The organism is Nesterenkonia massiliensis (assembly GCF_000455245.1).
Classification (GTDB): Bacteria; Actinomycetota; Actinomycetes; order Actinomycetales; family Micrococcaceae; genus Nesterenkonia; species Nesterenkonia rhizosphaerae.
Genome location: NZ_HG005166.1, coordinates 424159 through 448293, shown reverse-complemented (window position 1 = coordinate 448293; position 24135 = coordinate 424159). Strand labels below are relative to the sequence as shown.

General features: G+C 62.5%; 28 protein-coding genes, 1 tRNA gene and 1 pseudogene. 14 read left to right on the top strand and 16 right to left on the bottom strand.

The annotated features are described in order from the left end of the window. Positions 1-74: 74 nt before the first annotated feature. Positions 75-1079, top strand: coding sequence for a Gfo/Idh/MocA family protein (locus TX78_RS05225; protein ID WP_044494233.1), 1005 nt, complete (start codon positions 75-77; stop codon positions 1077-1079). On the opposite strand, the gene TX78_RS13940 is transcribed toward TX78_RS05225, so the two are convergent. From TX78_RS13940 to rpsB, 7 genes are all read right to left on the bottom strand, one after another. After that, the gene (locus tag TX78_RS13940; RefSeq protein ID WP_081652577.1) at positions 1049-1279 is read right to left on the bottom strand and encodes a DUF4260 family protein; all 231 of its coding nucleotides are present in this window, start codon (positions 1277-1279) and stop codon (positions 1049-1051) included. The genes TX78_RS05225 and TX78_RS13940 overlap by 31 nt on opposite strands. 112 nt (positions 1280-1391) lie before the next feature. Beyond that, a complete protein-coding gene (locus TX78_RS05220; RefSeq protein ID WP_049897494.1) occupies positions 1392-1952 on the bottom strand; it encodes a DivIVA domain-containing protein in 561 nt (186 codons plus the stop codon). A gap of 2 nt (positions 1953-1954) precedes the next feature. Next, on the bottom strand, positions 1955-2884 hold the full coding sequence (locus TX78_RS05215; RefSeq protein ID WP_049897492.1) for a phosphatidate cytidylyltransferase: 930 nt from the start codon (positions 2882-2884) through the stop codon (positions 1955-1957). Between the two features lie 6 nt (positions 2885-2890). Then, entirely contained in the window at positions 2891-3448 is a 558-nt protein-coding gene (gene frr, locus TX78_RS05210) for a ribosome recycling factor (RefSeq protein WP_044494231.1), read from the bottom strand. A 57-nt stretch (positions 3449-3505) separates the two neighbouring features. After that, positions 3506-4225: a UMP kinase gene (gene pyrH / locus TX78_RS05205; RefSeq protein ID WP_044494230.1), complete on the bottom strand. Its 720-nt coding sequence runs from the start codon at positions 4223-4225 to the stop codon at positions 3506-3508. A 160-nt stretch (positions 4226-4385) separates the two neighbouring features. After that, entirely contained in the window at positions 4386-5225 is an 840-nt protein-coding gene (gene tsf / locus TX78_RS05200) for a translation elongation factor Ts (RefSeq protein ID WP_044494229.1), read from the bottom strand. Between the two features lie 30 nt (positions 5226-5255). Beyond that, the gene (gene rpsB / locus TX78_RS05195; protein ID WP_044494485.1) at positions 5256-6089 is read right to left on the bottom strand and encodes a 30S ribosomal protein S2; all 834 of its coding nucleotides are present in this window, start codon (positions 6087-6089) and stop codon (positions 5256-5258) included. 473 nt (positions 6090-6562) lie between these two features. Here rpsB and TX78_RS05190 point away from each other — a divergent pair, with 473 nt between their 5' ends. After that, positions 6563-7222 (top strand): M23 family metallopeptidase, encoded by a 660-nt coding sequence (locus TX78_RS05190; RefSeq protein ID WP_081652576.1) that lies wholly within the window; start codon positions 6563-6565, stop codon positions 7220-7222. 26 nt (positions 7223-7248) lie between these two features. Here TX78_RS05190 and TX78_RS05185 read toward each other — a convergent pair whose 3' ends face one another. Together TX78_RS05185 and TX78_RS05180 are read right to left on the bottom strand one after the other, a co-directional pair. Next, positions 7249-7674 carry an arsenate-mycothiol transferase ArsC gene (locus TX78_RS05185; protein WP_101750615.1) on the bottom strand — a complete coding sequence of 142 codons (426 nt, stop codon included), beginning with the start codon at positions 7672-7674 and terminating at the stop codon, positions 7249-7251. After that, positions 7671-8024, bottom strand: coding sequence for an ArsR/SmtB family transcription factor (locus TX78_RS05180; RefSeq protein ID WP_044494228.1), 354 nt, complete (start codon positions 8022-8024; stop codon positions 7671-7673). The genes TX78_RS05185 and TX78_RS05180 overlap by 4 nt, the downstream gene beginning before the upstream one ends. Positions 8025-8137: 113 nt before the next feature. Between TX78_RS05180 and arsB the strand changes: the two genes are divergently transcribed. The 6 genes and pseudogenes from arsB to TX78_RS05155 all read left to right on the top strand — a co-directional run bounded on the left by arsB (position 8138) and on the right by TX78_RS05155 (position 13640). After that, on the top strand, positions 8138-9286 hold the full coding sequence (gene arsB, locus TX78_RS05175; protein WP_044494227.1) for an ACR3 family arsenite efflux transporter: 1149 nt from the start codon (positions 8138-8140) through the stop codon (positions 9284-9286). Further along, complete coding sequence (locus TX78_RS05170; protein WP_044494226.1) at positions 9283-9729, top strand: arsenate reductase ArsC; 447 nt, start codon at positions 9283-9285, stop codon at positions 9727-9729. Before arsB ends, TX78_RS05170 begins: the two co-directional genes overlap by 4 nt. A 26-nt stretch (positions 9730-9755) precedes the next feature. Then, entirely contained in the window at positions 9756-11228 is a 1473-nt protein-coding gene (locus TX78_RS05165) for an FAD-dependent oxidoreductase (protein WP_069956242.1), read from the top strand. Then, positions 11161-11427, top strand: a pseudogene (locus TX78_RS14595) (maleylpyruvate isomerase N-terminal domain-containing protein); the annotation flags it as partial. The gene TX78_RS05165 and the pseudogene TX78_RS14595, both read left to right, overlap by 68 nt. Before the next feature lie 145 nt (positions 11428-11572). Next, complete coding sequence (locus tag TX78_RS13690) at positions 11573-11869, top strand: hypothetical protein (RefSeq protein WP_049897489.1); 297 nt, start codon at positions 11573-11575, stop codon at positions 11867-11869. A 196-nt stretch (positions 11870-12065) separates the two neighbouring features. After that, positions 12066-13640: an HNH endonuclease signature motif containing protein gene (locus tag TX78_RS05155; RefSeq protein WP_044494225.1), complete on the top strand. Its 1575-nt coding sequence runs from the start codon at positions 12066-12068 to the stop codon at positions 13638-13640. On the opposite strand, the gene TX78_RS05150 is transcribed toward TX78_RS05155, so the two are convergent. Next, the gene (locus TX78_RS05150; RefSeq protein WP_044494224.1) at positions 13577-14674 is read right to left on the bottom strand and encodes a glycosyltransferase; all 1098 of its coding nucleotides are present in this window, start codon (positions 14672-14674) and stop codon (positions 13577-13579) included. The genes TX78_RS05155 and TX78_RS05150 overlap by 64 nt on opposite strands. A gap of 60 nt (positions 14675-14734) precedes the next feature. On the opposite strand from TX78_RS05150, the gene TX78_RS05145 reads away from it, so the two are divergent. The 4 genes from TX78_RS05145 to TX78_RS05130 all read left to right on the top strand — a co-directional run bounded on the left by TX78_RS05145 (position 14735) and on the right by TX78_RS05130 (position 17380). Then, positions 14735-15742: a zinc-dependent alcohol dehydrogenase gene (locus TX78_RS05145; RefSeq protein WP_069956241.1), complete on the top strand. Its 1008-nt coding sequence runs from the start codon at positions 14735-14737 to the stop codon at positions 15740-15742. A gap of 65 nt (positions 15743-15807) precedes the next feature. Next, positions 15808-16218 (top strand): 6-pyruvoyl trahydropterin synthase family protein, encoded by a 411-nt coding sequence (locus tag TX78_RS05140; RefSeq protein ID WP_233722170.1) that lies wholly within the window; start codon positions 15808-15810, stop codon positions 16216-16218. Beyond that, positions 16215-17264 (top strand): glycosyltransferase family 4 protein, encoded by a 1050-nt coding sequence (locus TX78_RS05135; RefSeq protein WP_044494222.1) that lies wholly within the window; start codon positions 16215-16217, stop codon positions 17262-17264. Before TX78_RS05140 ends, TX78_RS05135 begins: the two co-directional genes overlap by 4 nt. Before the next feature lie 42 nt (positions 17265-17306). Continuing rightward, a tRNA-Ile gene (locus TX78_RS05130) sits at positions 17307-17380 on the top strand. A gap of 178 nt (positions 17381-17558) precedes the next feature. On the opposite strand, the gene TX78_RS05125 is transcribed toward TX78_RS05130, so the two are convergent. From TX78_RS05125 to TX78_RS05110, 4 genes are all read right to left on the bottom strand, one after another. Beyond that, positions 17559-18008, bottom strand: a complete 450-nt coding sequence (locus tag TX78_RS05125; protein WP_044494478.1) for an SRPBCC family protein — start codon at positions 18006-18008, stop codon at positions 17559-17561. A gap of 140 nt (positions 18009-18148) precedes the next feature. Next, positions 18149-19345 (bottom strand): glycosyltransferase, encoded by a 1197-nt coding sequence (locus TX78_RS05120; protein WP_044494220.1) that lies wholly within the window; start codon positions 19343-19345, stop codon positions 18149-18151. Beyond that, the gene (locus tag TX78_RS05115) at positions 19342-20031 is read right to left on the bottom strand and encodes a CDP-alcohol phosphatidyltransferase family protein (RefSeq protein ID WP_044494218.1); all 690 of its coding nucleotides are present in this window, start codon (positions 20029-20031) and stop codon (positions 19342-19344) included. The genes TX78_RS05120 and TX78_RS05115 overlap by 4 nt, the downstream gene beginning before the upstream one ends. A gap of 10 nt (positions 20032-20041) precedes the next feature. Beyond that, on the bottom strand, positions 20042-20854 hold the full coding sequence (locus TX78_RS05110; RefSeq protein ID WP_049897487.1) for a phage holin family protein: 813 nt from the start codon (positions 20852-20854) through the stop codon (positions 20042-20044). Between the two features lie 98 nt (positions 20855-20952). On the opposite strand from TX78_RS05110, the gene TX78_RS12570 reads away from it, so the two are divergent. After that, positions 20953-21402: an NINE protein gene (locus TX78_RS12570; protein ID WP_049897486.1), complete on the top strand. Its 450-nt coding sequence runs from the start codon at positions 20953-20955 to the stop codon at positions 21400-21402. A gap of 400 nt (positions 21403-21802) precedes the next feature. Here TX78_RS12570 and TX78_RS05100 read toward each other — a convergent pair whose 3' ends face one another. After that, complete coding sequence (locus TX78_RS05100) at positions 21803-22219, bottom strand: hypothetical protein (protein WP_044494217.1); 417 nt, start codon at positions 22217-22219, stop codon at positions 21803-21805. A gap of 249 nt (positions 22220-22468) precedes the next feature. Further along, positions 22469-23320 carry a siderophore-interacting protein gene (locus tag TX78_RS05095; protein ID WP_044494214.1) on the bottom strand — a complete coding sequence of 284 codons (852 nt, stop codon included), beginning with the start codon at positions 23318-23320 and terminating at the stop codon, positions 22469-22471. A 237-nt stretch (positions 23321-23557) separates the two neighbouring features. On the opposite strand from TX78_RS05095, the gene TX78_RS05090 reads away from it, so the two are divergent. Continuing rightward, positions 23558-24055, top strand: coding sequence for an Hsp20/alpha crystallin family protein (locus TX78_RS05090; RefSeq protein ID WP_049897485.1), 498 nt, complete (start codon positions 23558-23560; stop codon positions 24053-24055). Positions 24056-24135: the final 80 nt, after the last annotated feature.

The window sequence follows — 24135 nt, the reverse complement described above, 5'->3', positions numbered from 1 at the left end:
GTACCGATCAGAGTCAGCGCGAGCGGCCTCGACAGGCCAGTGTGACTCACACCACCTGGTGATAGGTTGCTGGCATGACTCTCCGACACCCACTGCGCTGGGGCGTCCTGGCCACCGGCGGCATCGCCCGCGCCTTCGTCCAGGACGCCCAGCTGGCCGGACTGAACATCGTGGCCGTAGGGTCACGGTCAGCCGAATCCGCCCAGCGATTCGCAGCGGAGTTCACCATCCCGCGCAGCTACGGCTCCTACGAGCAGCTGGCTGCAGATGCCGAGGTGGACATCATCTACATCGCCACCCCGCATCCCATGCACTACGCCAATGCGCTGCTGGCGATCCAGCACGGCAAGCACGCCCTGGTGGAGAAACCCTTCACGCTGAATAAGTCCGAGGCCCAGCAGCTCAAGCGCGCAGCGCAGTCCGCCGGGGTACTGGTCACCGAGGCGATGTGGACCCGGTATCTGCCGCATATGGTCCGCATCCGCGAGATCATCGCCGCAGGAGGCATCGGGGAGGTCCGCGCGGTCTTCGCCGATCACATGCAGCACTTGGACGAGGACCCCGAGCATCGCATCAATTCGCTGGCGTTGGGCGGCGGGGCCCTGCTGGACTTAGGTGTATACCCGGTCTCCCTGGCCTGGAGCATTCTGGGCGCACCCGAGAGCATCCAAGCCGCCGGGCGACTGGGGCCCACCGGCGCTGACACTGACGTAGCGGTGGTGATGCGCCATGCCGGCGACGCCCTCTCCACCCTGATGGCTTCATCGCGGGCAGCTGGCCACAACACCGCGCATATTGTGGGCACCACAGGCCGGATCGATATTGACCGCGTCTGGTTCACCTCGGCTGGCTTTACCCATTACGACGCCGCGGGCGCCGTCGTCGAGGAGTTCACCCCGGATATCCAGGGGCGCGGTATGCAGTTCCAGGCGATTGCCGCCGAGGAGTATGTGGCCTGCGGGAACTTCGACGGCGAGCTGATCACCCTGACCGATTCGGTGGAGATCATGGGAACTCTGGATGAGATTCGCCGCCAGATTGGCGTGGTCTATCCCGGCGAAGATCCATCGCTGGGATAGTTCCGCTCAGTCGAACGTCCGATCCGACCCAGGTGCGTGTGAGTAAAAGGACCAAGCTTCAGCCCATACCCCAGGGCACGGTCGACGCCGATATGAAATGTCCAGCTGGCGGCGATGAGGGCGTTCTCCAGCCGCTGCCAGCCCAGCGCCCCGGTTCCCGGAGCTTCCAGCGAGGACGGCGTTGCAGCGTGCTGAGCCATGATGATGCCCTTCTGGAAGAGGTGCAGGCGCCCTGCCTACGCAGAACAATCTATGCGGCACATGCTGGCGCAACATCCCCGTAGGGATGATCCGCAACTTCCGCTCAGGGCGTCAGCCCACTGAGGCCATAATCTCCGTCATCTTGTCCAGGAACGCATCCACCTGAGCTTCGTCATAGGCGTTGCTTCCGGTCGCTGAGGTGAAAGTGATGGTGCGGATCTCGTCCACGCTCATCGGGTTTTCACCGTCAAGGTACTGCTCCAACTGCTGGCACAGCTGGTCGACTTCGTCTTTGCGGTATCCGATGCCGCCGGCATGGGAGGGCTCACGGAATCGTTCACCGGCACCGCGTTCCATACGACGGCGCAGCGGCTGGGAGCGCTCGTGCAGCAGCTCGAACCAGGCGTCCTCGCCGTACTGCTCGATATACCGGTCCCGCTCGGCTCCGGCGAAGGCATCCTCGAGACGGTCCAGGGCGGCGTCGACCTCTGCAGGGTTGTAGCCGCCAGGGCCCATGGAGAAGCTGGCTTCGCGAATCTCTGAAAGCGCCATTCCGCGACCGGAGTCGTAGGCATGCCGGGCACGCGCCATGAACTGATCAACTTCATCGCGGTTGTAGCCCTGCTCGCTCTCAGACAGGAGCGTAAACAGTGGGGTGGAAGTGGTGGCCATACTCATAAGCCTAAAGGAAGCCCGCCGGTTTCCCCGGTAAGCGCCACAATCACGAAGAACGCCGTGGGCATGGCGAAGACCAGCGAATCCAGCCGATCCATCACACCGCCGTGTCCGGGCAGCACCGCGGACATGTCTTTGATCCCCAGTTCACGTTTGACCATGGATTCACTGAAGTCACCGGCCGTAGCGGCAATCACCACAGCAATCGCCAGCAGCGCGCCGATGTAGAGCGGCTCATCGAAGATCAGCCAAGAAGTGAGCACACCAACGACGACGGCGCCGGTGAGGGACCCAGCGAAGCCCTCCCAGGACTTCTTGGGACTGATCTTCGGGGCCATCGGGTGCTTGCCGAAGAGCACGCCCGCGATGTAGCCGAAGGTGTCATTGGAGACCACCAGCAGCACCACGACCACCAACCGCCAGTCCCCTTGAGGCGCTGCCAGCAGCAGCACCGCGAAGGAGATGAGGAACGGCACCCAGCAGGCCACGAACAGTGAGGCCATCACGCTGCGCCCGGGGTCTGGCACTCGGGACAGCGCGGCGCCGATCATGATGGCCACACCGGTGAGCATCATTGCCAGAGTCAGCGCCTCAACACCGCCCAAGTAGGCAGCGATCGGCATGACCGTGGCACCTAGATAGAGGGGAATCTTGGGCAGTCTAAGCCGGTGCTCCGGCTGGACATCACGGGCCTCCAGTGCCCGGGCAACCTCCCAGACTCCCATGCAGAGCAGCACCACCCAGACCGCTATCAGTAGCGGGACCAGGAAGAAGATCCCGAGCAGTGCCGGCACCAGCAGGACGACGCCCGTGGCGATGGCCGCAGGCAGGTTGCGTCCGGCGCGTGAAGTGCGCTGCAGGGGCTCAGGCGCTGCGCTGATGGCCTGCTCCCCCGCCGTCGTCTCTCTGCCTGCGTTGTGCTGACTCATAGAGGCTCAGACTTCGAGGAGCTCAGCTTCCTTGCGTTTGATCATCTCGTCGATGCGCTCCACGTACTTCTTGGTCATCGCCTCGAGTTCTTTGGTGCCGCGCTCGCCTTCGTCCTCACCGATCTCGCCGTCCTTGACGGCCTTCTCGATGGTTTCCTTGGCCTTGCGGCGGGCGTTGCGCACCGACACCTTGTGGTCTTCGCCCTTGCTCTTGACGAGCTTGACGTACTCCCGACGGCGCTCCTCGGTCAGCTCCGGCATAGTGATGCGGATCTGCTTACCGTCATTGGAGGGATTGGCACCGATCTCCGAGTCAGACAGGGACTTCTCGATCTCGCGCATTGCTGAGACATCATAGGGGGTGATCAGGATGGTGCGGGCATCTGGCACCGTGAAGCTGGCCAGCTGCTGCAGCGGAGTGGCTGAGCCGTAGTAGTCCACCAGCACCTTCGAGTACAGGGAGGGGTTGGCGCGGCCGGTGCGGACAGTGGCGAAGTCCTCGGAGGTCGCCTCCACGGTGCGCTCCATCTGCTCCTCAGCTTCGAGAAGGGTCTCGTCAATCACAGGTGTCTCCTTGGGTCAGGGTCTTTGAGATGAGTCTACGTGTTCGCGCGCCCCAGGTTAGGGCGTGACCAGGGTTCCGAGCTCTTCGCCCAGCAGGGCGCGGGTGACGTTGCCTTCACCTTCCATGCCGAAGACTCGCATATTCAGGTTGTTGTCATTACACATAGTCATCGCAGTCTGGTCCATGACGCGGATATCGCGGCGCAGCGCGTCACCGTAGGTGAGATGATCGAGCTTCTGCGCGCTGGAGTCCTTGCGCGGGTCTGCGGTGTAGACGCCGTCGACGCCTGATTTAGCCATCAGCACCATGTCAGCGCCTACCTCCAGGGCGCGCTGGGCGCAGACAGTGTCTGTGGAGAAGTAGGGCATACCAGCACCGGCACCGAAGATCACGACCCGCCCCTTCTCCATGTGGCGCACTGCGCGCAGCGGAATGTAGGGCTCGGCGACCTGCGCCATGTGGATGGCGGTCTGCACGCGGGTCGGCTGCTCGGCCTGTTCGAGGAAGTCCTGCAGCGCCAGGCAGTTCATGACGGTGCCCAGCATGCCCATGTAGTCAGCACGGGCGCGGTCCATACCAGCTTTGGAGAGTTCGGCGCCGCGGAAGAAGTTTCCACCGCCGACGACGACGGACACCTCCACCTGGTCGCGTACCGCGGCGATCTGCTCAGCGATTCCTCGGACAGTGGCCGGGTCGACGCCGACGGAACCTCCGCCGAAGACCTCACCGGAGAGTTTGAGCAGGACGCGACGGCGGGTGGGAGCGGTCTCAGTCATCAGGTTCCTTTCGCCAGGGGCGGGCTGAGGGGGACGGGTTCTGGAGGGGGTTGATTCTGGGCATGAAAAAGGGGTGACCACCTTGTGTTCTAAGATGGTCACCCCCTCTCAAGTCGGTCAGGCGTTAGAGATCATTCTAAACACTGACCCGAAGCGGGGTTCAGGAGCCGACGCGGAAGCGTGCGAACGCCACTGCGGAGGTACCTGCGGTCTCGAGCACCTTGGCCACGGAGATCTTGGGATCCTTGGCGAAAGGCTGGTCGACCAGAACGTGCTCCTTGAAGTACGCGTTGGTGCGGCCTTCGATGATCTTCGGCAGGGCCTGCTCGGGCTTGCCCTCAGCCTTGGCGGTCTCCTCGGCGATGCGACGCTCGTTCTCCACAGTCTCAGTGGGAACTTCGTCACGGGTCAGGAAGGCCGGGGAGAATGCGGCGGCGTGCACTGCCACATCGTGGGCTGCGCCCTTGGCCTCATCGCTGTCGGCATCGACTGCGACCAGCACGCCCACCTGTGCAGGCAGGTCCTTGCTGGTCTTGTGCAGGTAGGAGTCCACGTAGGATCCGGTGACCTTGGCCAGGCGACGCACAACGACCTTTTCGCCGAGAATGGCGGCTTCTTCGGTGACGAAGTCGGAGAGCTTCTTGCCCTCGACGTCGGCCTCCAGCAGTGCCTCCACGGTCTCATAGCCGCCGGCGACGGCGACGTCGAGAACCTTCTCAGCCAGAGAGACGAACTTGTCGGACTTAGCGACGAAGTCAGTCTCAGCGTTGACCTCCAGCAGGTAGCCGGTGGTGCCGTCGACGACCTTGGCGATCACCAGGCCCTCAACAGCGGAGCGGCCTTCGCGCTTGGCAGCGCCCTTGAGGCCCTTGATGCGGATGATCTCGATGGCCTTGTCGACGTTGCCTTCAGCCTCGTCGAGGGCCTTCTTCACGTCCATCATGCCAGCGCCGGTGCGCTCGCGCAGGGCCTTGATGTCGGCAGCGGTGTAGTTCGCCATAGGTTCGCGTTCCTCTCGTAAAAAGGGGGATCAGGCTTCGGTGGTCTCAGCGGACTCGGCAGGAGCCTCAGCAGCAGCAGGAGCTGCCTGCTCAGTTGCGTGCTGCTCCAGCAGCTCGCGCTCCCACTCAGCCATCGGCTCAGCAGCTGCGCCGGAGCCGCCGCCGCGCTTCTCATCGCGGGCGATGAGGCCATCAGCGACTGCGTCTGCGACCACGCGGGTCAGCAGGTCCACGGAGCGGATGGCGTCGTCGTTGCCCGGAATCGGGTAGTTGACGTCGTCGGGATCGCAGTTGGTGTCCAGGATGGCCACCACCGGGATGCCCAGCTTCTTGGCCTCATCCACAGCCAGGTGCTCCTTGTTGGTGTCAACAACCCAGAGGGCGGAGGGAGTCTTGGTGAGGTTGCGGATACCACCGAGGTTGGCCTGCAGCTTCTCCAGCTCGCGCTTGAGCAGCAGCAGTTCCTTCTTGGTGTGGCCGGAGCCGGCGACGTCGTCGAAGTCGATCTCCTCGAGCTCCTTCATGCGCTGGACGCGCTTGGAGACGGTGGAGAAGTTGGTGAGCATACCGCCGAGCCAACGGTGGTTCACGTAGGGCTGGCCCACGCGGGTGGCCTGCTCAGCGATGGCCTCCTGGGCCTGCTTCTTGGTGCCGACGAACAGGACGGTGCCGCCGTGGGCGACAGTCTGCTTGACGAAGTCGTAGGCGCGGTCGATGTAGCTCAGCGACTGCTGCAGGTCCACAATGTAGATGCCGTTGCGCTCGGTGAAGATGTAGCGCTTCATCTTGGGGTTCCAGCGGCGGGTCTGGTGGCCGAAGTGCACACCGGAGTCGAGCAGCTGGCGCATGGTGACGACAGGCATGATGTCCTCTCTTGGCCGGGCTTTGAACAGGGCGTGGCCCTGCAGCACCGGCGTAGTTTTTTCTCGGTTACGGGTTGAGGAAGCACATGCTTCCCCGTTCTCCGGATCTCCCGGAGTCCTGGCTGTGCCGCGGCCTTAAGGCCCCGTTCCCGGACATACTCTGAGCCGAAAGAGGATCAGGTGTATGGACCGGTGGGAACGTCCTGCATAAGCGTGGGCTTGATGCAGGGAGTCACAGCGCGTAGTCAGCTGACGCGGGCACAGCAAAATGCGCACAGGTTAACTGCTGGTGCTTAGTCTACCGCGTAGATGCGGGTTCCACTAACCGGAGAATGCGAGCTGATCAGCTCCTCGCCCCCAATACTGTCCGGAGAGTTTTCCCCAGCCCCGGCAGCCTGAACCGGCGCGCCGATGCCCTCACAGTCCGGATGCTCTTGAACCCACCGACGACGGCGACTCGTCAGTCTTGGTGTATGGACTCAGCTGCACCACCGCACACCTGCCCAGAGGGCTTGGCCCTGACGCCGTTCCCGGCTGCTGGCCGGCCGGTGCTGTGGTGGCCGCGGTCCCGCCAAGTGCTGCTGGTCCTGCTGGCGTCGCTGACCCTGCTGGGCTTCCCACCGGCAGCGTCAGCGACGCCGGATGCCCCAGTAAAGGAAGGGGAAGGAGTACAGGAATGGGAGCGTTCGGAGTGGCATCGCCCAGCAGCGGGCCAGGTGGTACGTGAGTTCGCCGCCCCACCGGCTCCATGGGCAGCAGGTCATCGAGGAGTGGACCTGGCCATGACCACTGGCGGAGAGGTCCGTTCCCCCGCCGATGGGGTGGTGAGCTTCTCCGGGATGGTGGTCAATCGCAAGGTGCTCAGCATCGACCACGGAGCCGGGTACATCAGTTCCTTTGAACCGGTGGCCTCAGACCTCGTCGCTGGTGATGAAGTCAGTGCCGGTGATGTCATCGCCGTCTTGGGAACCTACGAGGACGGCTCTGATCACTGCACCGGCGAACACGGGCCCGCCCAACCCTGTCTGCACTGGGGCGTGCGCCACCACGGTGACTACATCAATCCGCTGCTGCTGCTCGGTGAGCTCGAACCTTCGGTGCTGCTGCCGCTGAGTTCACCAGGACCGCCATAGGCCCGTTCCTGGGGCAGGGATTCGGATCAGATGATCCGGGCGGCGAGTTCCCTGACGTGGCGCTGGATGTCATCGCGAACCAGCTCCATCCGCTCCCGGCCCTCGATTCCACGCTCCGAGGGCTCATCGGTGATCCAACGCTCCACGGTCACACCTTCTAGTTCTGGCACCTCAGCCTCAGCCCCTAGGACCACCACGTGCCCGGCGTCGAGCATGGCTTCTTCGGTCAGCTGCGTCGGCCTCTGCCCAGTGATGTCCACGCCCACTTCATTGAGCACCTCTGCGGAGAGCGCGTTGATCTGCTTCCCGGGCAGTGTCCCGGCGGAAGAGATGTCCACTGCGTCGGGTCGTCCTTGGTTCTTGAGCTCCTGATGCATCAGGCCCGCCGCCATCTGCGACTTGCCGCCGTTCTTGACGCACACAAAGAGGACCGCTGGCTTCCGGGTATTCACGAGTTACTCCTAGTAGTCAGGGACACCGAGGTGAGATCAGCAGCCAGAGATTCAACAGCCCCGGGCACTACGGAGTAGTACGACCAGGTGCCGCGGCGCTCACGAGTCAGCAGCCCGGCGTCGACAAGGATCTTCAAATGATGTGAAACCGTGGGCTGCCCCAGGCCCAGCGGACCGGTCAGGTCACAGACGCAGGCTTCCGCATTCTCACCGGCGGAAATAAGGGACAGAAGAGTCAGCCGGTTCGGGTCAGCCAGTGCCTTGATCCGGCTGGCCAGGTCCGCGGCCTGTTCAGACTCAAGAGGAGCAGCACTGGGATCCGGCGAGCAACAGTCATCGACGGCGGTCATCGGTCCTCCTTCTGTTGAGCTTGTCTCGAGCAGTTCCACTGACTCAGTATATTGACGCTCTTCGATTCAAGACCATACTCTCTTCTATATCGATCATCGTCAATGAAAGGCTCGTGGTGACTGCACCCGCTCTTCCTGCACCCGCCTCGGTAACCGGCAGGTTGTCCCTGCTTGACAGGTTCCTGCCCGTTTGGATTCTCGGTGCCATGGGACTTGGTCTACTGCTGGCGGTCCTGGCACCTGGAGTTGGCGCCCTGCTTCACCAGGTGGAGGTCGCTGGGGTCTCGGTGCCCATCGCGCTGGGCCTGTTACTGATGATGTATCCAGTACTGGCCAAGGTCCGGTACTCGGAATCCCACCTTGTTCTGCGCGATAAGAAGCTGCTGATCACCTCACTGGTCATCAACTGGCTGCTTGCACCGGCGTTCATGTTCGCTCTGGCTTGGATTTTTCTGGCGGATCTTCCGGAGTACCGCACCGGGCTGATCATTGTGGGCCTGGCGCGCTGCATAGCGATGGTGCTGATCTGGAATGATCTGGCCTGCGGCGACCGCGAAGCAGCCGCCGTGCTGGTCGCCATCAACTCGGTCTTCCAGGTCTTCATGTTCGGGGTACTGGGCTGGTTCTACTTACAGGTCCTGCCGACATGGCTGGGGCTGGAAACCACCAGCGCAGAATTCAGCATCTGGGCCATTACCCTCTCCGTTCTGGTCTTCCTGGGTATCCCACTTGCTGCTGGATTCCTCACCCGCGCCATCGGAGAACGACGCCGCGGCCGCCAGTGGTACGAAGACACCCTGCTGCCCAAGCTAGGCCCCTGGGCGCTGTATGGGCTGCTGTTCACCATCGTCATGCTCTTTGCCCTGCAGGGCGATCAGGTCCTGGCGCGACCGCTAGATGTGGCCCGGATTGCCCTGCCCCTGCTGATCTATTTCCTCCTCACCTTCGCTGTGAGCCTGGGCATTGGCGGCCTGCTGAACATGGGCTACGAGCGCTCCACAACGCTGGCCTTCACTGCTGCCGGGAACAACTTTGAGCTGGCCATCGCCGTGGCCATCGCGACCTTCGGCGCCACCTCAGGCCAAGCCCTGGCAGGAGTGGTCGGTCCGCTCATTGAGGTGCCGGTTCTGGTGGCCCTGGTCTATGTCGCTCTATGGTCCCGCCGCTTCTTCCGCAATCCACACCACACCGCGCTACCGGCGAGGACTCCAGAACTTGCCCACTCATCTGCCCAATTCGATTCACATGAGGAGAAGCCATGATCCCCGCATCCGAGCCCCCGCACGTCCCCACCGTCACATTCGTCTGCGTACACAATGCTGGCCGCTCCCAGATGGCTGCCGCATTCATGCGTCACCTCGGTGGAGATCGAGTTCGGGTCTATTCAGGCGGCACTCAGCCCGCGGACGAGGTCAATCCCGTCGCTGTTCAGGCCATGTCCGAGCTGGGTATCGACATCGCCGGGCGGGGCACCAATGAGCTCTCCGCAGACATGCTTCAGGAATCCGATGCTGTCATCACTATGGGATGCGGCGATGACTGCCCGTACTACCCCGGCAAGCGCTATGAGGACTGGCAGCTGGATGACCCGGCCGGACAGGGCATCGAGACTGTGCGTGATATCCGGGATGACATCAAAACCCGAGTGATAGCACTGCTTGCCGAGTTCGGCGTAGAGACGCAGAGCACCCCCACATCGGTCTGAACAAAACCCACGGAGGAGATGTCACCATGAAAGCCGCGCACCCCGTCGTCGTCATAGGAGCTGGGCCAGTGGGCCTTGCCGCTGCCGCACACCTGTTGGAACAGGGCCTCGAGCCGCTGGTCCTGGAAGCGGGAGACCGAGTAGGTGCTGCCGTAGATCAGTGGGGGCACATCAAGCTGTTCTCACCGTGGCAGTACAACATCGACGCCGCTTGCCGTCGCCTTCTGCTGCCCACCGGTTGGGAGGAGCCGCGACCCACAGCCCTGCCCACGGGCTCCGAGCTGCGCGAGCGATACCTGGAGCCCCTAGCCGGTGTGACCTCATTAAAGGAACGCATCCTGCTCAACACTCGCGTGCTCGGAGTCTCGCGCGGGAACCGGGACAAGACACACCTTTCCGAGCGTGCGGAGCAGCCCTTCCTCATCCGGACGGTCCGCGCCGGCCAGGTTCAGGATCTTCGCGCCGGGGCCGTCATTGATGCCAGCGGAACCTGGGAGCAGCCCAACCCGCTGGGCACCTCAGGTCTACCTGCCCGGGGAGAGAACAACGACGACGTCGCCGCTCATCTGCTTAGGCCGCTGCCAGATGTCCTGGGTACCGAGCGTCACCGTGTCGCTGACAAACGGGTCATGGTGGTCGGTTCGGGCCACAGCGCGGTCAATACACTGTTGAATCTGGCCGCACTGAAGCGTGAAGCCCCCTCCACAAGAATCTCTTGGGCCATCCGAGGCCGGAGTGCGGAACGCAGCTTCGGCGGTGGAGACCGCGACGGACTTCCAGCCCGCGGCCACCTGGGTGTGCGGTTGAAGAACCTGGTAGAGGCTGGTGACATTCAACTGCTGACCTCTGCGGAAGTGCAGGCACTCGAAGCACGGCCGGGTACTGTCCACGTGCAGCTTCAGGGCGGAGACACCGTGGAGACTGACTTCATCGTTGCCGCTACCGGTTTCCGTCCGGCCCTGGATATGTTGCGCGAACTGCGCCTGGAGCTGGACCCGGCCGTGGAGTCCCCGGTTCAGCTGGCGCCGCTGATTGATCCGGAGTTCCACTCCTGCGGAACAGTCCCTGCCCACGGCGCCAAGGAACTAGCTCATCCAGAGACTGACTTCTTCATCGCGGGCATGAAGTCCTACGGCCGGGCACCTACATTCCTGCTGGCCACTGGGTACGAACAGGTACGCTCCATAGCAGCGCACCTTGCCGGGAAGGATTCAACGGCACAGAATCTGAACCTTCCCGAGACTGGGGTGTGCTCTGCGACGGATCCGGAGCTTCAAGAACCGGCGGCGGAGATGCCGGCGTCGTCCTGTTGCTCAGCGCAGCCGAGAAGTGCAGACCCAGCACCGGCGCCGGTGACACTTGGAGTGCCTACTGGTTTTCTCCACGGACGCAGCACAGCCACCGCACCACTCGAGGAAGCTGGAGCCGCAGATGATCGATTACCTCAGCACACTGACCCTGCTGCAACAGGAGTTTGCTGCCTCCCTGGAGGACGCTGACCCTCATCAGCCGGTCCCCAGCTGCGGTGGATGGACAGTGGGAGACTTGGCCGAGCATCTGGGCGGAGTCCACGTATGGGCCGCAGCCCAATGCCGCGGTGACAGCGCCAGCGCCTCAGACTCCCCTGCTGATGAGGCTGGTAGTGCGGTGGCGCGCTACCGATCCCGCGCCCAGCTGCTGCAGCAGACATTGCATGAGCTGCCCGCAGATCAGCCCTGCGACACCCTGGACGACCAGGGCCAGAATGGAAACAACACAGTGTCCTTCTGGCCCTGGTCGTCAGACCCACGAGACGTTAATTCACCTTTGGGATCTTCGCACCGCCCTTCATGTTCCTGGACCAGTGGCGGAAGCAGCAGTCTGGGCCGATGGCATCGACGAGGTCGTCAACTTCTTCTACCCGCGGCAAGTGCGCCTGAACCGCATCTCGCCGCTGAGGGCCGGCGTGATGTTCAACGCCGAGGATGTTCAGCGGCGCTGGGTCATCGGTTCACCAGCTGGTCAACCCGCGGCGAGCCTCACCGGTTCCGCCGAAGACCTCGCCCTGACCCTGTGGGGCCGTGCCCGAGGGGAGAACCTGCATATGACAGGTGATCGCACCGTCGTCCGGGAGCTGCGCGAAACTGCGGTGACCCCCTAGCTCGGTGTTCCCGCCTGCAGGACTGGGCTCTGCTGCGAAGAGGTGTGCAACCAGGCTGCCACATTCCCGCACAGAGTTTCCCAAAAAGTCTCGACAAGCACCAGACGACATGAAACAATAGAACATAGATTCGATAGATGGACAGGTGCGCACGGGTATAAAGACAGGCCGCAAGACCGGGACAGGGGTGATTACCATGGCAGCTTCCTCCACCAGCAGTGCCCCTCCTATGCCTGAGCACCTGAGAGCCCTCGCCGGGGAACCAGAACTCGCTGCAGCCTGGGAGCAGCAGGTCGCCGCGCGGCGTGCTGAAGCAGCCACCATCACCGCACTTTTGGACTACCGTTCACGGAGTGCCGCGCATTATGCTCAGGAGCCCCTGGTCGTCCGGTCTGAGGCAGACCGTGCCGCGGTCCGGGACGCCGCCCGGATCCTCGGGGTCAGCGATCGCACCGCGACCACCATCCTGAACGCCACCGGGGATGCTAAGCACCTTCTCCCCCGCACTTGGCAGGTCTTCTGTGAGGGGCTCATTGACCTGCCCAGGGTACGGAAAACCGTCGACGCCGCCACCACCGGTGACCTCCCCGACGACCTCCTGCGACAACTGGATCAGGCCGCGGCCGAGCAAGCCCAGCGTCGTAGCCTCGCAGAGTTTCATCATTGGCTCACCCGCTACATCGCATCCCTCGACCCAGAGGCCTATGCACGGGCTTGTGAGAAGGAAACCCAGGACCGGTTCGTGCGGTTTCAGCACCACTCCCACGGGATGAGCTACGTCCAGGCCTATATCCCGACGTTGGAAGCTGCCGCGATTGAGAAACGCCTCAAAGCCGCGGCCCGGGGCATGGACCAGCCCGGCGCAGGCCAGACCAACTCAGAACCAGCCAGCCCGGGCGCGCACACTGCAGGTTCCCACACCACTGATGCCCGGTCCCCCGACTGCTGCACCACGAATCATCAAGCCGCTGATCCGCGCTCCGGTGATGCCCGCACCAGTGACCCGCGTACTTTGGCCCAGCGGGAAGCTGACCTCTTCACCGCTTGGCTACGCGATGGACGCGTCTATGACGCCCCAATCGATGCCAAAATAATGATCCTCATCCCCGAGACCACCCTCACCGGTGACAGTGATGAACCGGCCATGGCTGCAGATCGGTCATGGATGATCCCCGCCCACCAGGCAAGGAACCTCGCCGCCAACCCTGAGGCTAACCACGACTGGTACCACGGCCGGTCCCGCGAAAACCCCGAGAACGCAGAGCATGACCTGCTCAGTGCCCGCTATATTGGCCGCTACCCACCAGCCCGGCTACGCGACGCACTGATCTTCCGGGACGGCACCTGCCAAGCAGACGGATGCACCATCAGCGCCGAACGCTGCGACATCGACCACCAAACCCCCTGGGAACACGGCGGAGAAACCACTGCCAGCAACCTCTGGGCACTGTGCCGACGCCATCACCGGATGAAATCCCACGGCTTCCTCCACCCAACACCACAGCAACAGACCCACAACACAGACGCAAGTTCAGAAACCGGCAGGGGCACTGACACGAGCAGCAGCACTGACGGTGGTAGAAGCGGCGGTACCGACCCCGGTCCCAAGGCCGCATTCCACGCCGTGCCGGATCACCATCCGCAAACCGTCGCTTACTTGCGAAGACGCCTCTACAGAAGCGCGGGTACTACCACCACAAGAACGCGTCAGCGCTCTATCAGTGACTGTGCCAAGGTCACCAGACGGTCGGCGGAGTCCTCCCAGGAGTAATCCTGACTGCGAGTACGGGCTTGGGCACTCGCCGCGTGGAAAGCAGCAGGATCCTCCAGACGGCGGACCGCCGCAGCGAAGGCGTCGTCGTCGGCATCCACACACTGAGCCCCCGCCGCCAGATCGTCCTGACTCACTTTGCTTGCCACACCGGTGACTTCCCGGAAGATCGGCAGATCAGAGACCACCACGGGAGTGCCGTGACTCATCGCCTCAACCACAGGAAGCCCATAACCCTCGGCGCGGGAAAGCGTCACCAACGCCGTGACCTGCTGCAGCAGAGCGGTGTAATCCTGCTCGCTGATCCCGTTGTGGAAGATCAACTGGCCAGGACGCTCAGCCAGGGCCACCAACTGCGCCCTGCGCGCAGGACTGATCGGCGAGCATAGATGCAACCGGTACTCCGGCAGCCGATTCAATCCTGCAATGACCGCTTCCACATTCTTGTACTCCATGAAGGAGCCCATATAGACCAGCTCCCGAGCTGGTGGTACGGCAGGGTCACGCGGTTGCTCAACGGGCTGAGCAGCGTTCTGGATCAGATGCAGTGGGCGTCGAGTAAGCCGGTGCTTCTCCATCAGCCCCCGCGTCGTCTCGGAGATGGTGGCCACCGCATCAGCCCGATTCAACGTCATACGCTGCGGGGTATAGCTCAGGTGATACAGACGCCACCCCAGCCGAACCGCCGCAGGCAAGTCCCGCGGCGGGGTCCGGTGCTCGTAATAAATCAGATCGTGCAGCGTCAGGATCAGTCGATAACGCCGCCCCACACTCCCCATAGTCTGCATCGGAGAGAACACGACGTCGGGCCGGTGCGGGTTGATCTGCTGAGCCACAAACGGCTCCAAGGCCGAGGTTGGCGAGGAGATCTTGACTGCGGGAAGATCCGGCAGCATGCCCAGCTGCTGCTCATCGTGGATCAGCATGGTGACATCGGCCTTCTCCGCAGTCGCCTGCACCAAGGATGCGGTGTACCGGGAGATACCGTCATGCACCCGAGTGCGCACATACCTGCAATCCACGAAGAGTCTCATGCTGCAAGTATTCCAGCTCGTCCAGGTTCCTCCAGGGCTGACTTGGAACGATGAATGACGATGACAGCACGCGAATACTGGACCGAAGCCCCTTTCACCGGTGCGGTGCGCCAGGTACCGATTCCGGAACCGGCAGCTGGGGAAGTCCTTGTCGAAACCGAAGTCTCCGGAATCTCCAGCGGCACTGAATCCCTGGTACACCGGGGAGAAGTCCCAGCATCCGTCTCAGACCTGATGCACGCACCCCATCAGCTCGGCGAGTTCCCGAGCCCGGTCTCTCACGGCTATCTCAATGTGGGAATCGTCAAACAGGGCCCCGCTCAGTTGCTGGGCAAGCGGGTCTTCAGCCTCTCCGGGCACCGCAGCCATGTGGTGATCCCGGCAGAGTCCTGCCATGTCATCCCGGATGACTGCCCCTCTGAGCGCGCCCTGCTGGCAGGTATTGCCGAGGTCGCGCTGAACGCTATCTGGGAAGCTCAAGTCACCCTGGCCGACCGGGTCACCGTGATCGGTGCCGGATTGGTGGGGCTCAGCGCCGCGCTGCTACTGAGCAGGATCGGCTTGCAGCGGCTGGAAGTGGTGGAGGTGGACGCTGGCCGCCGCGCCGTCGTCGAGTCTCTAGGCCTCACGGCCGTCACCCCAGAGGATGCCTCCGGAGATAACGACGTCGTCTTCCATACCTCCGCGCACGAGGCGGGTCTTGCCCGGGCCTTGGAGATCACCGGCGACGACGGCGCGGTCCTCGAGCTGTCCTGGTATGGCCAGAAGTCCCCGCAGGTACCGTTAGGAGCGGATTTCCATGCCCGGCGCCTGCGCATTATTGGCAGCCAAGTAGGGCAGGTGGCTTCACCGAAGCGACTACGCCGCACGCGGGCTGAACGGCTGAGCACCGCGTTGACCCTGCTGGATGAACGCTTTGATGCGCTGATCACCGGACGCTCGCCGCTGGAGGAGCTCCCTGCGGTCATGGACCAGATGGCTGGCCGCGGCACGGCAGGCCCTGAGCAGCCACTCGAGGACCACACGAACACCTCCCGCCAAGAGATACTGCACGTAGTGACCTACTAAGGCCCGGTTCGGCCTTCGGCCCATGCTTGAGCGCCCTGATGAGTCCCGACGAGAGGAACAGACTGATGATCGAGTACACCCCGGTGTTCACCCTGACAGTAGATGACCATGTGATGATCGCCCATTCGCTGCAGGACGAGTTCTTCGGCCCCGCCCAGCAACTGCACGGCGCTACTTTAGCCATTCATGCCAGCTTCGAGCGTCAGGGACTTGATGAGCACGGAGTGGTGATGGACATCGGCTTAGCATCTGAGCTGCTCGCACAGGTTCTGCAACCGCTGCGCTACCAGAACCTGGATGAGCACCCTGATTTCGTCAACAAGCTCTCCACCACTGAAGTGGTCGTCCAGCATGTTGCCCTGCGCCTGGCCGAGGCGCTGCCGCAAGGGCATGGTCTGCGCGCTGTGGAGGTGGAGGCCGAGGAGCACCCGCGCGCCCGCGCCCGTGTGCGAATTGAGCTGGATCCGCAGCGGTGATCCTCTGGGTGGAGCCCGCCTTAGACAGTGTCAACGGTGGCACTGTCAGCGGCGGGCTGCGTTATAACCAGCAGCTTCGTGAGGCCTTGGATCGGCTTGGGGCGCAGACCTCTATGCTGAGCGCCCCTCCCCCACAGAGCGACGACGACGTGGCGCATCTGCTGGAACTCATTCGGAGTCAGCAGCGCGAGCTCACGCCACAGCTGACGGTGGTGGATGGATTATTGGGCTCGAGAATGCCCGAGCTATTCCTCCGCGTGGATGAGCCGTCCGCGCCGAGCCAGGTGCTCCTGGTTCATCTGCCGGTGGCGGCTGAGCTTGAGGCTGAAGGCCTGGGCGATCCCGAGGCAGTCAAGCGTGAACGCGCTGCGGTGCAGGAAGCGGACCATGTGGTGGCCGTGAGCCAATGGGGTGCTGCAGAACTGCGCCGGCGCTACCGTCGTCAGGAGATCGCCGTGGCAGAACCGGGGGTGCAGGTGCCGGATGCCCTTACCTCGGTCTCAGTCAGAGAGAACGACGACGCCCCACTGAGTTTCGTCTGTGTGGCCACGTGGAACCCGCTGAAGAATCATCGTCTTCTGCTGGAGGCGCTTAAACCGCTGGTGGGCATGAACTGGCGACTGGTCTTGGCTGGTCCTGGTGCAGATCAGGAGCCCGGAGCGGGCCTGCTTGCCCAGATGGAGAAGCACTTAGCAGGACACGTGGATCACCGTGGCCTGCTGAGCCCCGAGGGTGTTAGTGCACTGTGGCCAGAGTCGGATCTGCTGTTGTTACCGTCGCTTGTGGAGACCTACGGCATGGTGGTGACCGAAGCCTGCTCATATGGCGTCCCGGCCTTTGTCGCCTCCGGCACTGGCGCCGTCGAGGCTGCCAGCGAGGCAGGTCTCGCGCTGGATCCCCGGGATGCGCACGCCTGGACCACCGCGCTGCATTGCTTCCTGACAAGTCCCGAGCTTCGTCACGAACTGACCCAGGCGGCGCAGCGGCGTCGTCATCATCTGCCCACCTGGGGACAGACCGCTGAGGTTATTCTCTCCCTCCGATAGGATGGGACGGCTGCCTTATGCAGCCGAAGCCGTCAGGCTTACGGGGAGTTAGCTCAGTTGGTTAGAGCAGGGGACTCATAATCCCTTGGTCGCGGGTTCAAGTCCCGCACTCCCTACCGAAGTGATCGGTTATCCGCGGTGAGAACGCCTGGCCTGCGGTGCGTCCAATGGGAGCAGCCGGTCAGGCCCGTCGACACAGCGAAGCCCGGGCTCAGAGCGATTCTTACGCTTCTCAGCCCGGGCTTCGCGTCGTACAAGGACCTTCACTTATGGGCTGAAGGCTCGCCCCGCGGATTAGATCCGGCCGCGCCACGCGCCTGTGGCGTAGTCCTCAGATTCGATGAACTCCTTGAACCGCTCCAGGTCCTTCTCTGCGCGGTTCTCCACCACGTTGAGCTTGTCGCCCACTTTCTCCACCCAGTCCTCGGGCTCATACTCCAGCTCCAGATGCACTTCGGTGCTATCCGGTGATGCCGGGCGGAAAGTCACGGTGCCAGTGTTCGTGGCGCCTTCTGTGGCTGCCCAGGAAATCACCTCATCCGGCTCCTGCCGCAGGATCTCCGCCGTCCATTCGCGGCTGACCCCGCCGATAGAGGCCTTCCACTCCAACTGCTTGTCAGTGACCTGGCGAACGCTCTCCACCCCGCCCATGAAATGCGGGAAATCCTCGAACTGGGTCCACTGGTTATACACAGTGCTCAGCGGGACATTTACAACAACGGTCTTGTCAACCTTGGTGGTCATGACTTCTCCTTACGGATTGTCTAGCCGGCGCGGTGGATCGGTAACACCGCGATATTCGCGACTCTACTGACCCGGAACAGTGGCTCACCAGGGGTTTTAGCTGTGCAATTACTGAGAAGTTCCTCCACGCGGAAGACGGCTTACGCGTGGAACTGGTCCAGCTCCACCCAGTCGGCCCCCTCATAGAGCGCCTCGTAAGCTGCCATGGTCTTACCGATGGCGTGTTGGTTGGCCTTCTCACGGCTTGCAGCTCCCATAGCTGCACGCTCCACCGCGGACTTTCGGAAGATCTGATTCAGCTTCTCGGCAAGATCGGCACTGTTATTGGGCTCGAACAGGTAACCGTTCTCCCCCTCCGAGACCAGATGCGGCAGGGCCAGCGCATTGGCGAGCACCACAGGCTTGGCGGCGCTCATCGCCTCCAGCGATACCAGAGACTGCAGTTCGGCGGTGCCAGGCTGGCAGAAAGCATCGGCAGCGATATAGGCACGCCGCAGTTCGACGTCGTCGACATGACCGCGCATGTTGACCCTATCTTGGAGCCGAAGAGTCTCCACCTGATCACGCAGCTTGTCGCGCTGCTCCCCATCACCAATGATCTCCAGAGAAATGTCAAGCGCCGGGTCGGTCTTGGAGATCGCGTCGATGAGAACGTCCACGTTCTTCTCAACCGCCAGCCGACCCACAAAAAGAACGGTGGGCTTGTCTCGGGTTGGCACGTTCTCGCCCGGCCGCACCGTGTAGTAGTCCACATCGATTCCGTTGGACAGCGGCAGGACCCGGTCGAAACCGGCCTTCTCCACCATAGTGCGAGCAGCCAGCGGAGTAGGAGTGGTGACCACTGAGGCCTTCCCCATGAGCCGTCCCATATCTCGCCACGAATTGGCAGAGACGATGCGCTTGAACCACCGCGGGAAAGGAAGGAACGGATCCAGGTTCTCCGGCATGAAGTGGTTGGTGGCCACAGTGCGGATCCGCCGTGCCTCCGCGGCTTCGATCGCGGCTTTGCCGATCATGTAATGGCACTGAACATGCACAACATCCGGCTCGATGCTGTCCATCAATCGGCCCATCGCTGGCTCCACCAGCCACGGCAGGCACAGCCTGTAATACTCATGGGTGGGCGCTTTGAAGGAGCGGAAACGGTGGATCGTGGCCTCATCGCGCTGTTCCACAGTGTCAGGCCCGGGGCCCGGACGGGCGGCGGCAATGTGGACCTCATGGCCGCGGGCATTCATATGCTTGGCCAGCCGGTAGCCGAATACAGCCGCACCATTGACGTCTGGTGGATAAGTATCGGCAGCAATAAGGATGCGCAGCGGCTTCCCGGAATTCACGTGGCGCTTACCTCTGCAGTGTCAGCGGATGGTCGGGGCTGGGCCCAGCTCTTTCGGTCCCATGGGTTGATGCCATGACGACGTAGCCGGCGGAACTTGGCGTGGGCCTGCACAAAGTAATCTACCGAAGCGATCACATGCATCACGCATGCCGCAATCAACAGCGACTCAGCCACTATGGGAAACAAACCGTCCAGGTGGGCAGCGAAGCGCTCAGTCTGCGCCAGGAGCATCAGCGGCAGCGCCACCATGAGCCCTGCGGTGCGTACCTTCCCCATCGCGGAGACCGGTAGGTGCGGTGTTCCGACGAATAGCAGCGCCGCGTTGAGGAAGAGCACGAGGTCCGGCACAAAGATGACCCAGAACACCCAACCCGGAAGAACCTGGAAGTAGACCAGGCTCAGGGTCACGATCACCATCGCCAGACGGTCGGCCAGCGGATCCAGCCAGCGGCCTACGGTGCTGAGCTGGTTGAAGAAGCGCGCCACGAATCCGTCGATCCAGTCAGTTGCCCCCAGCGCTACCAGCACCCAGAAGGCGTGCATATATTCGGATTCACTGACGAACCACACAAAAACCGGGACTAGCAGGAACCGCAGTACGGTGATGACATTCGGAACAGTCCAGAATGTAGTGCGCACGGTGTACTCGAAACCCTCCCGGGTTCCGGCACCAATGAGTCTCACAGAATTGAGGCTATTTCTTCATCAGTTCGCGAAGGAAGACCGCGCCTGCGGCCACGGAGCCTGCAGCCACGCTCAAAGGCTTCCAACGCTGGGCAACAAATTCGCGCGCCTTGTCAGTGGTCTCATGAGTGGACTGGGCAGGTTCTGACGTGTTCTGTGCCTGATTCAGCGGGGAGGAGGCCAACTCGTCATCGGCCTGCTTCTTGGGCAGTCGGGCTACCAGCTGATCCTGCAGTCCGGCCAGGTGATCACGGCGCAGGCTGGTGCGACGCAGCAGCTCCCGGTAGGTCGGTTTCTGCGGTGATCCACCACCGGGCTTCTTGCGCGCTTCGGCAGCCCGGCGCTTAGCCTCTTCCTTCTGACGGCGCTTCTCTTCATCGGCGCGATCCAGTGATCGAGGATCGAAGTCAGTGCCCTCGCGGGCGATACCCAGATCCATGCGCAGGCCTCGGATGGCGTCCTCCGGGACAAGGGGCATGGTCTTCTTCAACTTTTGAAGTCCGATCAACGCGAAGATCAGCGCAATGATCAGAAACACTCCAGCCACGATCAGTGCCGCAGCCCAGAGCTGGAAGATCAGAGACAAAGCGGCGATGGCGGCCACAATGAGCGCCACCACCAAGAAGGTCACGAAGACCAGGCCAACCACCATCAGACCAGCGGCGATACCAGCGGCAACGCCTTTGGCCTTCATCTGGCCGATGGCCAGTTGAATCTCATCGTTGATCTGCTTCGGGCCCAGCCGCAGGACAACCTTGATGAGGTCGAACAGCGAAGGGCGGCGTGCTGTGCTCTTATTCTGTGACGTCGCTTGCTGCACCACGACAGCGCCTCCATCCTGAATCGGGCGGTCCAATATGGACCAAACTACCACTGAAGCCCCATAAAGCACCCTCCTCAGGACGGCGTAGCATAGATGTTATGGCCCGAGACTATGACCTCGACGAGCTTTATGCCAACACCTACACCGAAGAGGACCGGCGGGCTTTTGAGAATCAGCCGACCTCGGAGAAGAAGTTCCTTGTGGCCTGGGCCCTAGCCCTGTTCCTGGGCCCCATAGGTGCCCAGCGCTACTATCTGGGTTTTCTCCCCACCGCGATGCTGAAAACACTGATGTGCTGCGGCGGCGCTGTTCTGCTCGTTCTGGAAGCCGTCACTCCTGGACTGGCGCTGCTGGGCGTGGTGGGCGCATGGACCATCATCGACCTGTTCCTGCTGCTTTCGGGAACCATGCGGGACGGCAAAGATCATCGGCTCGCCGGCTACGCGAAGTACGGCGGGATCTGCGCGGCATTAACCGTCCTGATCCTCGTAGGTTTTGTGGTGGTGGCGATGGTGCTCGGCACCTCCGCAGCGGTCTCCGGGAGCTAACCGACCCGCAGTGGCGAGGTCTCCTCGCCCGCGGGACTACTCAGCGCCAATCGGAACTACTCAGCGTCTATCTGGCCGATAGGACTCAATCTAGAAGCCGTTGCCTACTGATGATGACTCCTGCTGTGTCCCCTCCCAGTACTAGTTGCCGTTGGAGGTCGTGCAATCACGCCAACAGCCCGTGACGGCTCAGGTTCACACTGATTTAGCAGTTGCGCACGGCTGCAGGGCGGCCAGCGGTTGACGGTCACCCCGGCATGGATGTCCGCAGCGCCCCGGACTTCGGCTGAAAGAGCCGCCACGCGCTGTCCGTTGTCCCCTAGACTCACAAAGCCACGTCCGCCTCGCAATAACACGTTCAGAGTCGTGTTGAAATGAGCGTCTGGGGTCGGCATGGCTATTAGAGACTTGGCAGGCTAACCCCAGCGCCCCCGCCGCGGAACTTCATTCCGGTGAGACGGTCCTCGGTGACCCACCAACTCACCACATGATCAGCATCGATACGCATCGCCGGAACATTAACAGTGATTGTTCCTATGGTGATGACGGCCTCCAACACGGCGAGAGTCTCGCCACTGGAGTCCTTGCCAAGACCCTTGGATGTGAACACCCGAGCTAGATGGGCAAACGTTTCTCGATCCCGGTGCTCTGTCGGCTTGGCCGCACTAGCACTCTGGAGCAATGAGCTGACAGCATGCTCCTCATACATCTGGTCCGTGACCATGTAGCCGTGGATGACCGCTCCGCCAGCCAGTATGCCCACCGGCATGGCCTCGCCAGACGACAGGGACTTCAGCGCTGCGAGAATGTGATCCATCGCCTTATTCTAGACTGAGCCGACGACGCGTTTCCCGCCTTGCCCAACTGCAAGGGGATGCTTGCCTTCCGGATCTACGACCAAGAGTGTGACACCAAGAATCGTGAACGCTGCAGTGATGGGCGACGTGACTACTGCAACCAATGGTTGCGGTTCGGTCAATGAGTGGCAGACTTCCGAACCTCTGCCAGAGGGCGTTGACCCGGCAGCTAACCGACCCGCAGTGGCGAGGTCTCCTCGCCCGCGGGACTACTCAGCGTCGATCTGGCCGATAGGCGTGCGCTTCTCCGCCTGGAACTGATCCTCGACTCGCCCATGAGCCCAGTAGGCCGAGAGTGACATGCCCCGGCGCTCCAGGCCGCGCTCCTGCACCAGAAGGCGTCGCACCTGCTTCATCTGCTCGCGTTCACCGTGGATGAAGACCTGCACATCGCCGGCGGGGATCTCCAGCTGCGCTATCGCACTGGCCAGCAATGTTGTCTCCGGGCTGAAGTCTGCGCCGCGGTACAACCAGATGACATCGATGCCAACAGGTGCGCTGATCGGGAGCTGCTCGGCGGCGTCGCGAACTTCGAGAAGGGCCACGCCCTGGGCACTATCGGGCATGGCCTCTAGGGCCGCGGCCACTGCTGGAAGCGCCGCCTCATCACCTGCCAGCAGATGCCACTGGGCCTCAGGACGCGGGCCGTATCCGCAACCGGGGCCGAAGAAGCTCATCAGATCCCCCGGTTTAGCCTGTGCCGCCCAGGGGCCGGCCAGGCCTTCATCACCGTGAATCACAAAGTCCACCCAGAGTTGCTGGTTCTCCCAGTCGATGTGCCGGACGGTGTAGGTGCGGGTCACAGGCATCTGCTCCTGAGGCAGCTGCTCACGTAGCACATCGAGGTCGTAGGGACGCTGCAGCTGAAGCTGCGGATCGGCAAAAAGCAGTTTGATGTAGTGGTCCGTGGCGTCCTTGAACTCCAGCTGCTCGAATCCCGCTCCGCCGAAGACCACGCGCACCATATGCGGTGTCAGCTGCCCGGTGCGGACCACCTCCATGAGGGTCTGCACACGAGGTTTACGCGGGCGGGCGGGAGCAGCGGAGACGTCAGCGGACATGCCCCCACCCTACAGGAAGGCATACCTCACCTTGTAGCCGCACTCTAGCGAACATTGCTGTGACTAAATCCATGATCTCTGCCGCAGCCGTGCCATAAGTTGAGCGGAATTCGCTCAAGTTTCGGAATATGCTGTGGCGCGGTGCTGTTGACATAGATGGCACCGTAAAGATGCGGTACCCCGCAACGGCAACGTTGTCGGTAGTGAGTTCCGATGATCTGAAGGAGCTGATTGCTGATGATGACCACCAACCTGACGCGCCTGGACCCGTTCTCGATCTTTGATGACATGATGCGCTCGATGCGCAGCCCGCTGAGCCAGGACGTCCAGCGCAATGCTGGATTCGTACCGGCTGTAGACGCCCATCGCGAGGATGAGGACCTGGTACTGGCCGTAGACCTCCCGGGCGTGGATCCCGAACAGGACCTCTCTGTGGAGCTCAGCGGACGCACCCTCACCATCTCTGGCGAGCGGCGCAGCCGCAATGACGCCGAAGGTCTGCGAGAGATCCGCTATGGCCGCTTCTCCCGCACTGTCACCCTGCCCGCAGAGGTCGCTGAAGAGTCGATCTCTGCTGACTACACCGACGGGGTTCTCAGCGTTCGGGTCTCAGGGGTGTACGCGGAGGAAAAGCCTCGCAAGATCAGCATCACCGCGGGTACACGCTCCGAGCACCCGGGAAGCAAGGACCAGGTCGAAGTCGCCACGGACGAGAAGCAGCAGATCGCCGCGTAACGCAGCAACTGCCTAATGCCTTGGTGACACGCGAGGGCCGCCCAGTTCGGGCGGCCCTCGTTCATGGGGTCAGAAAACGA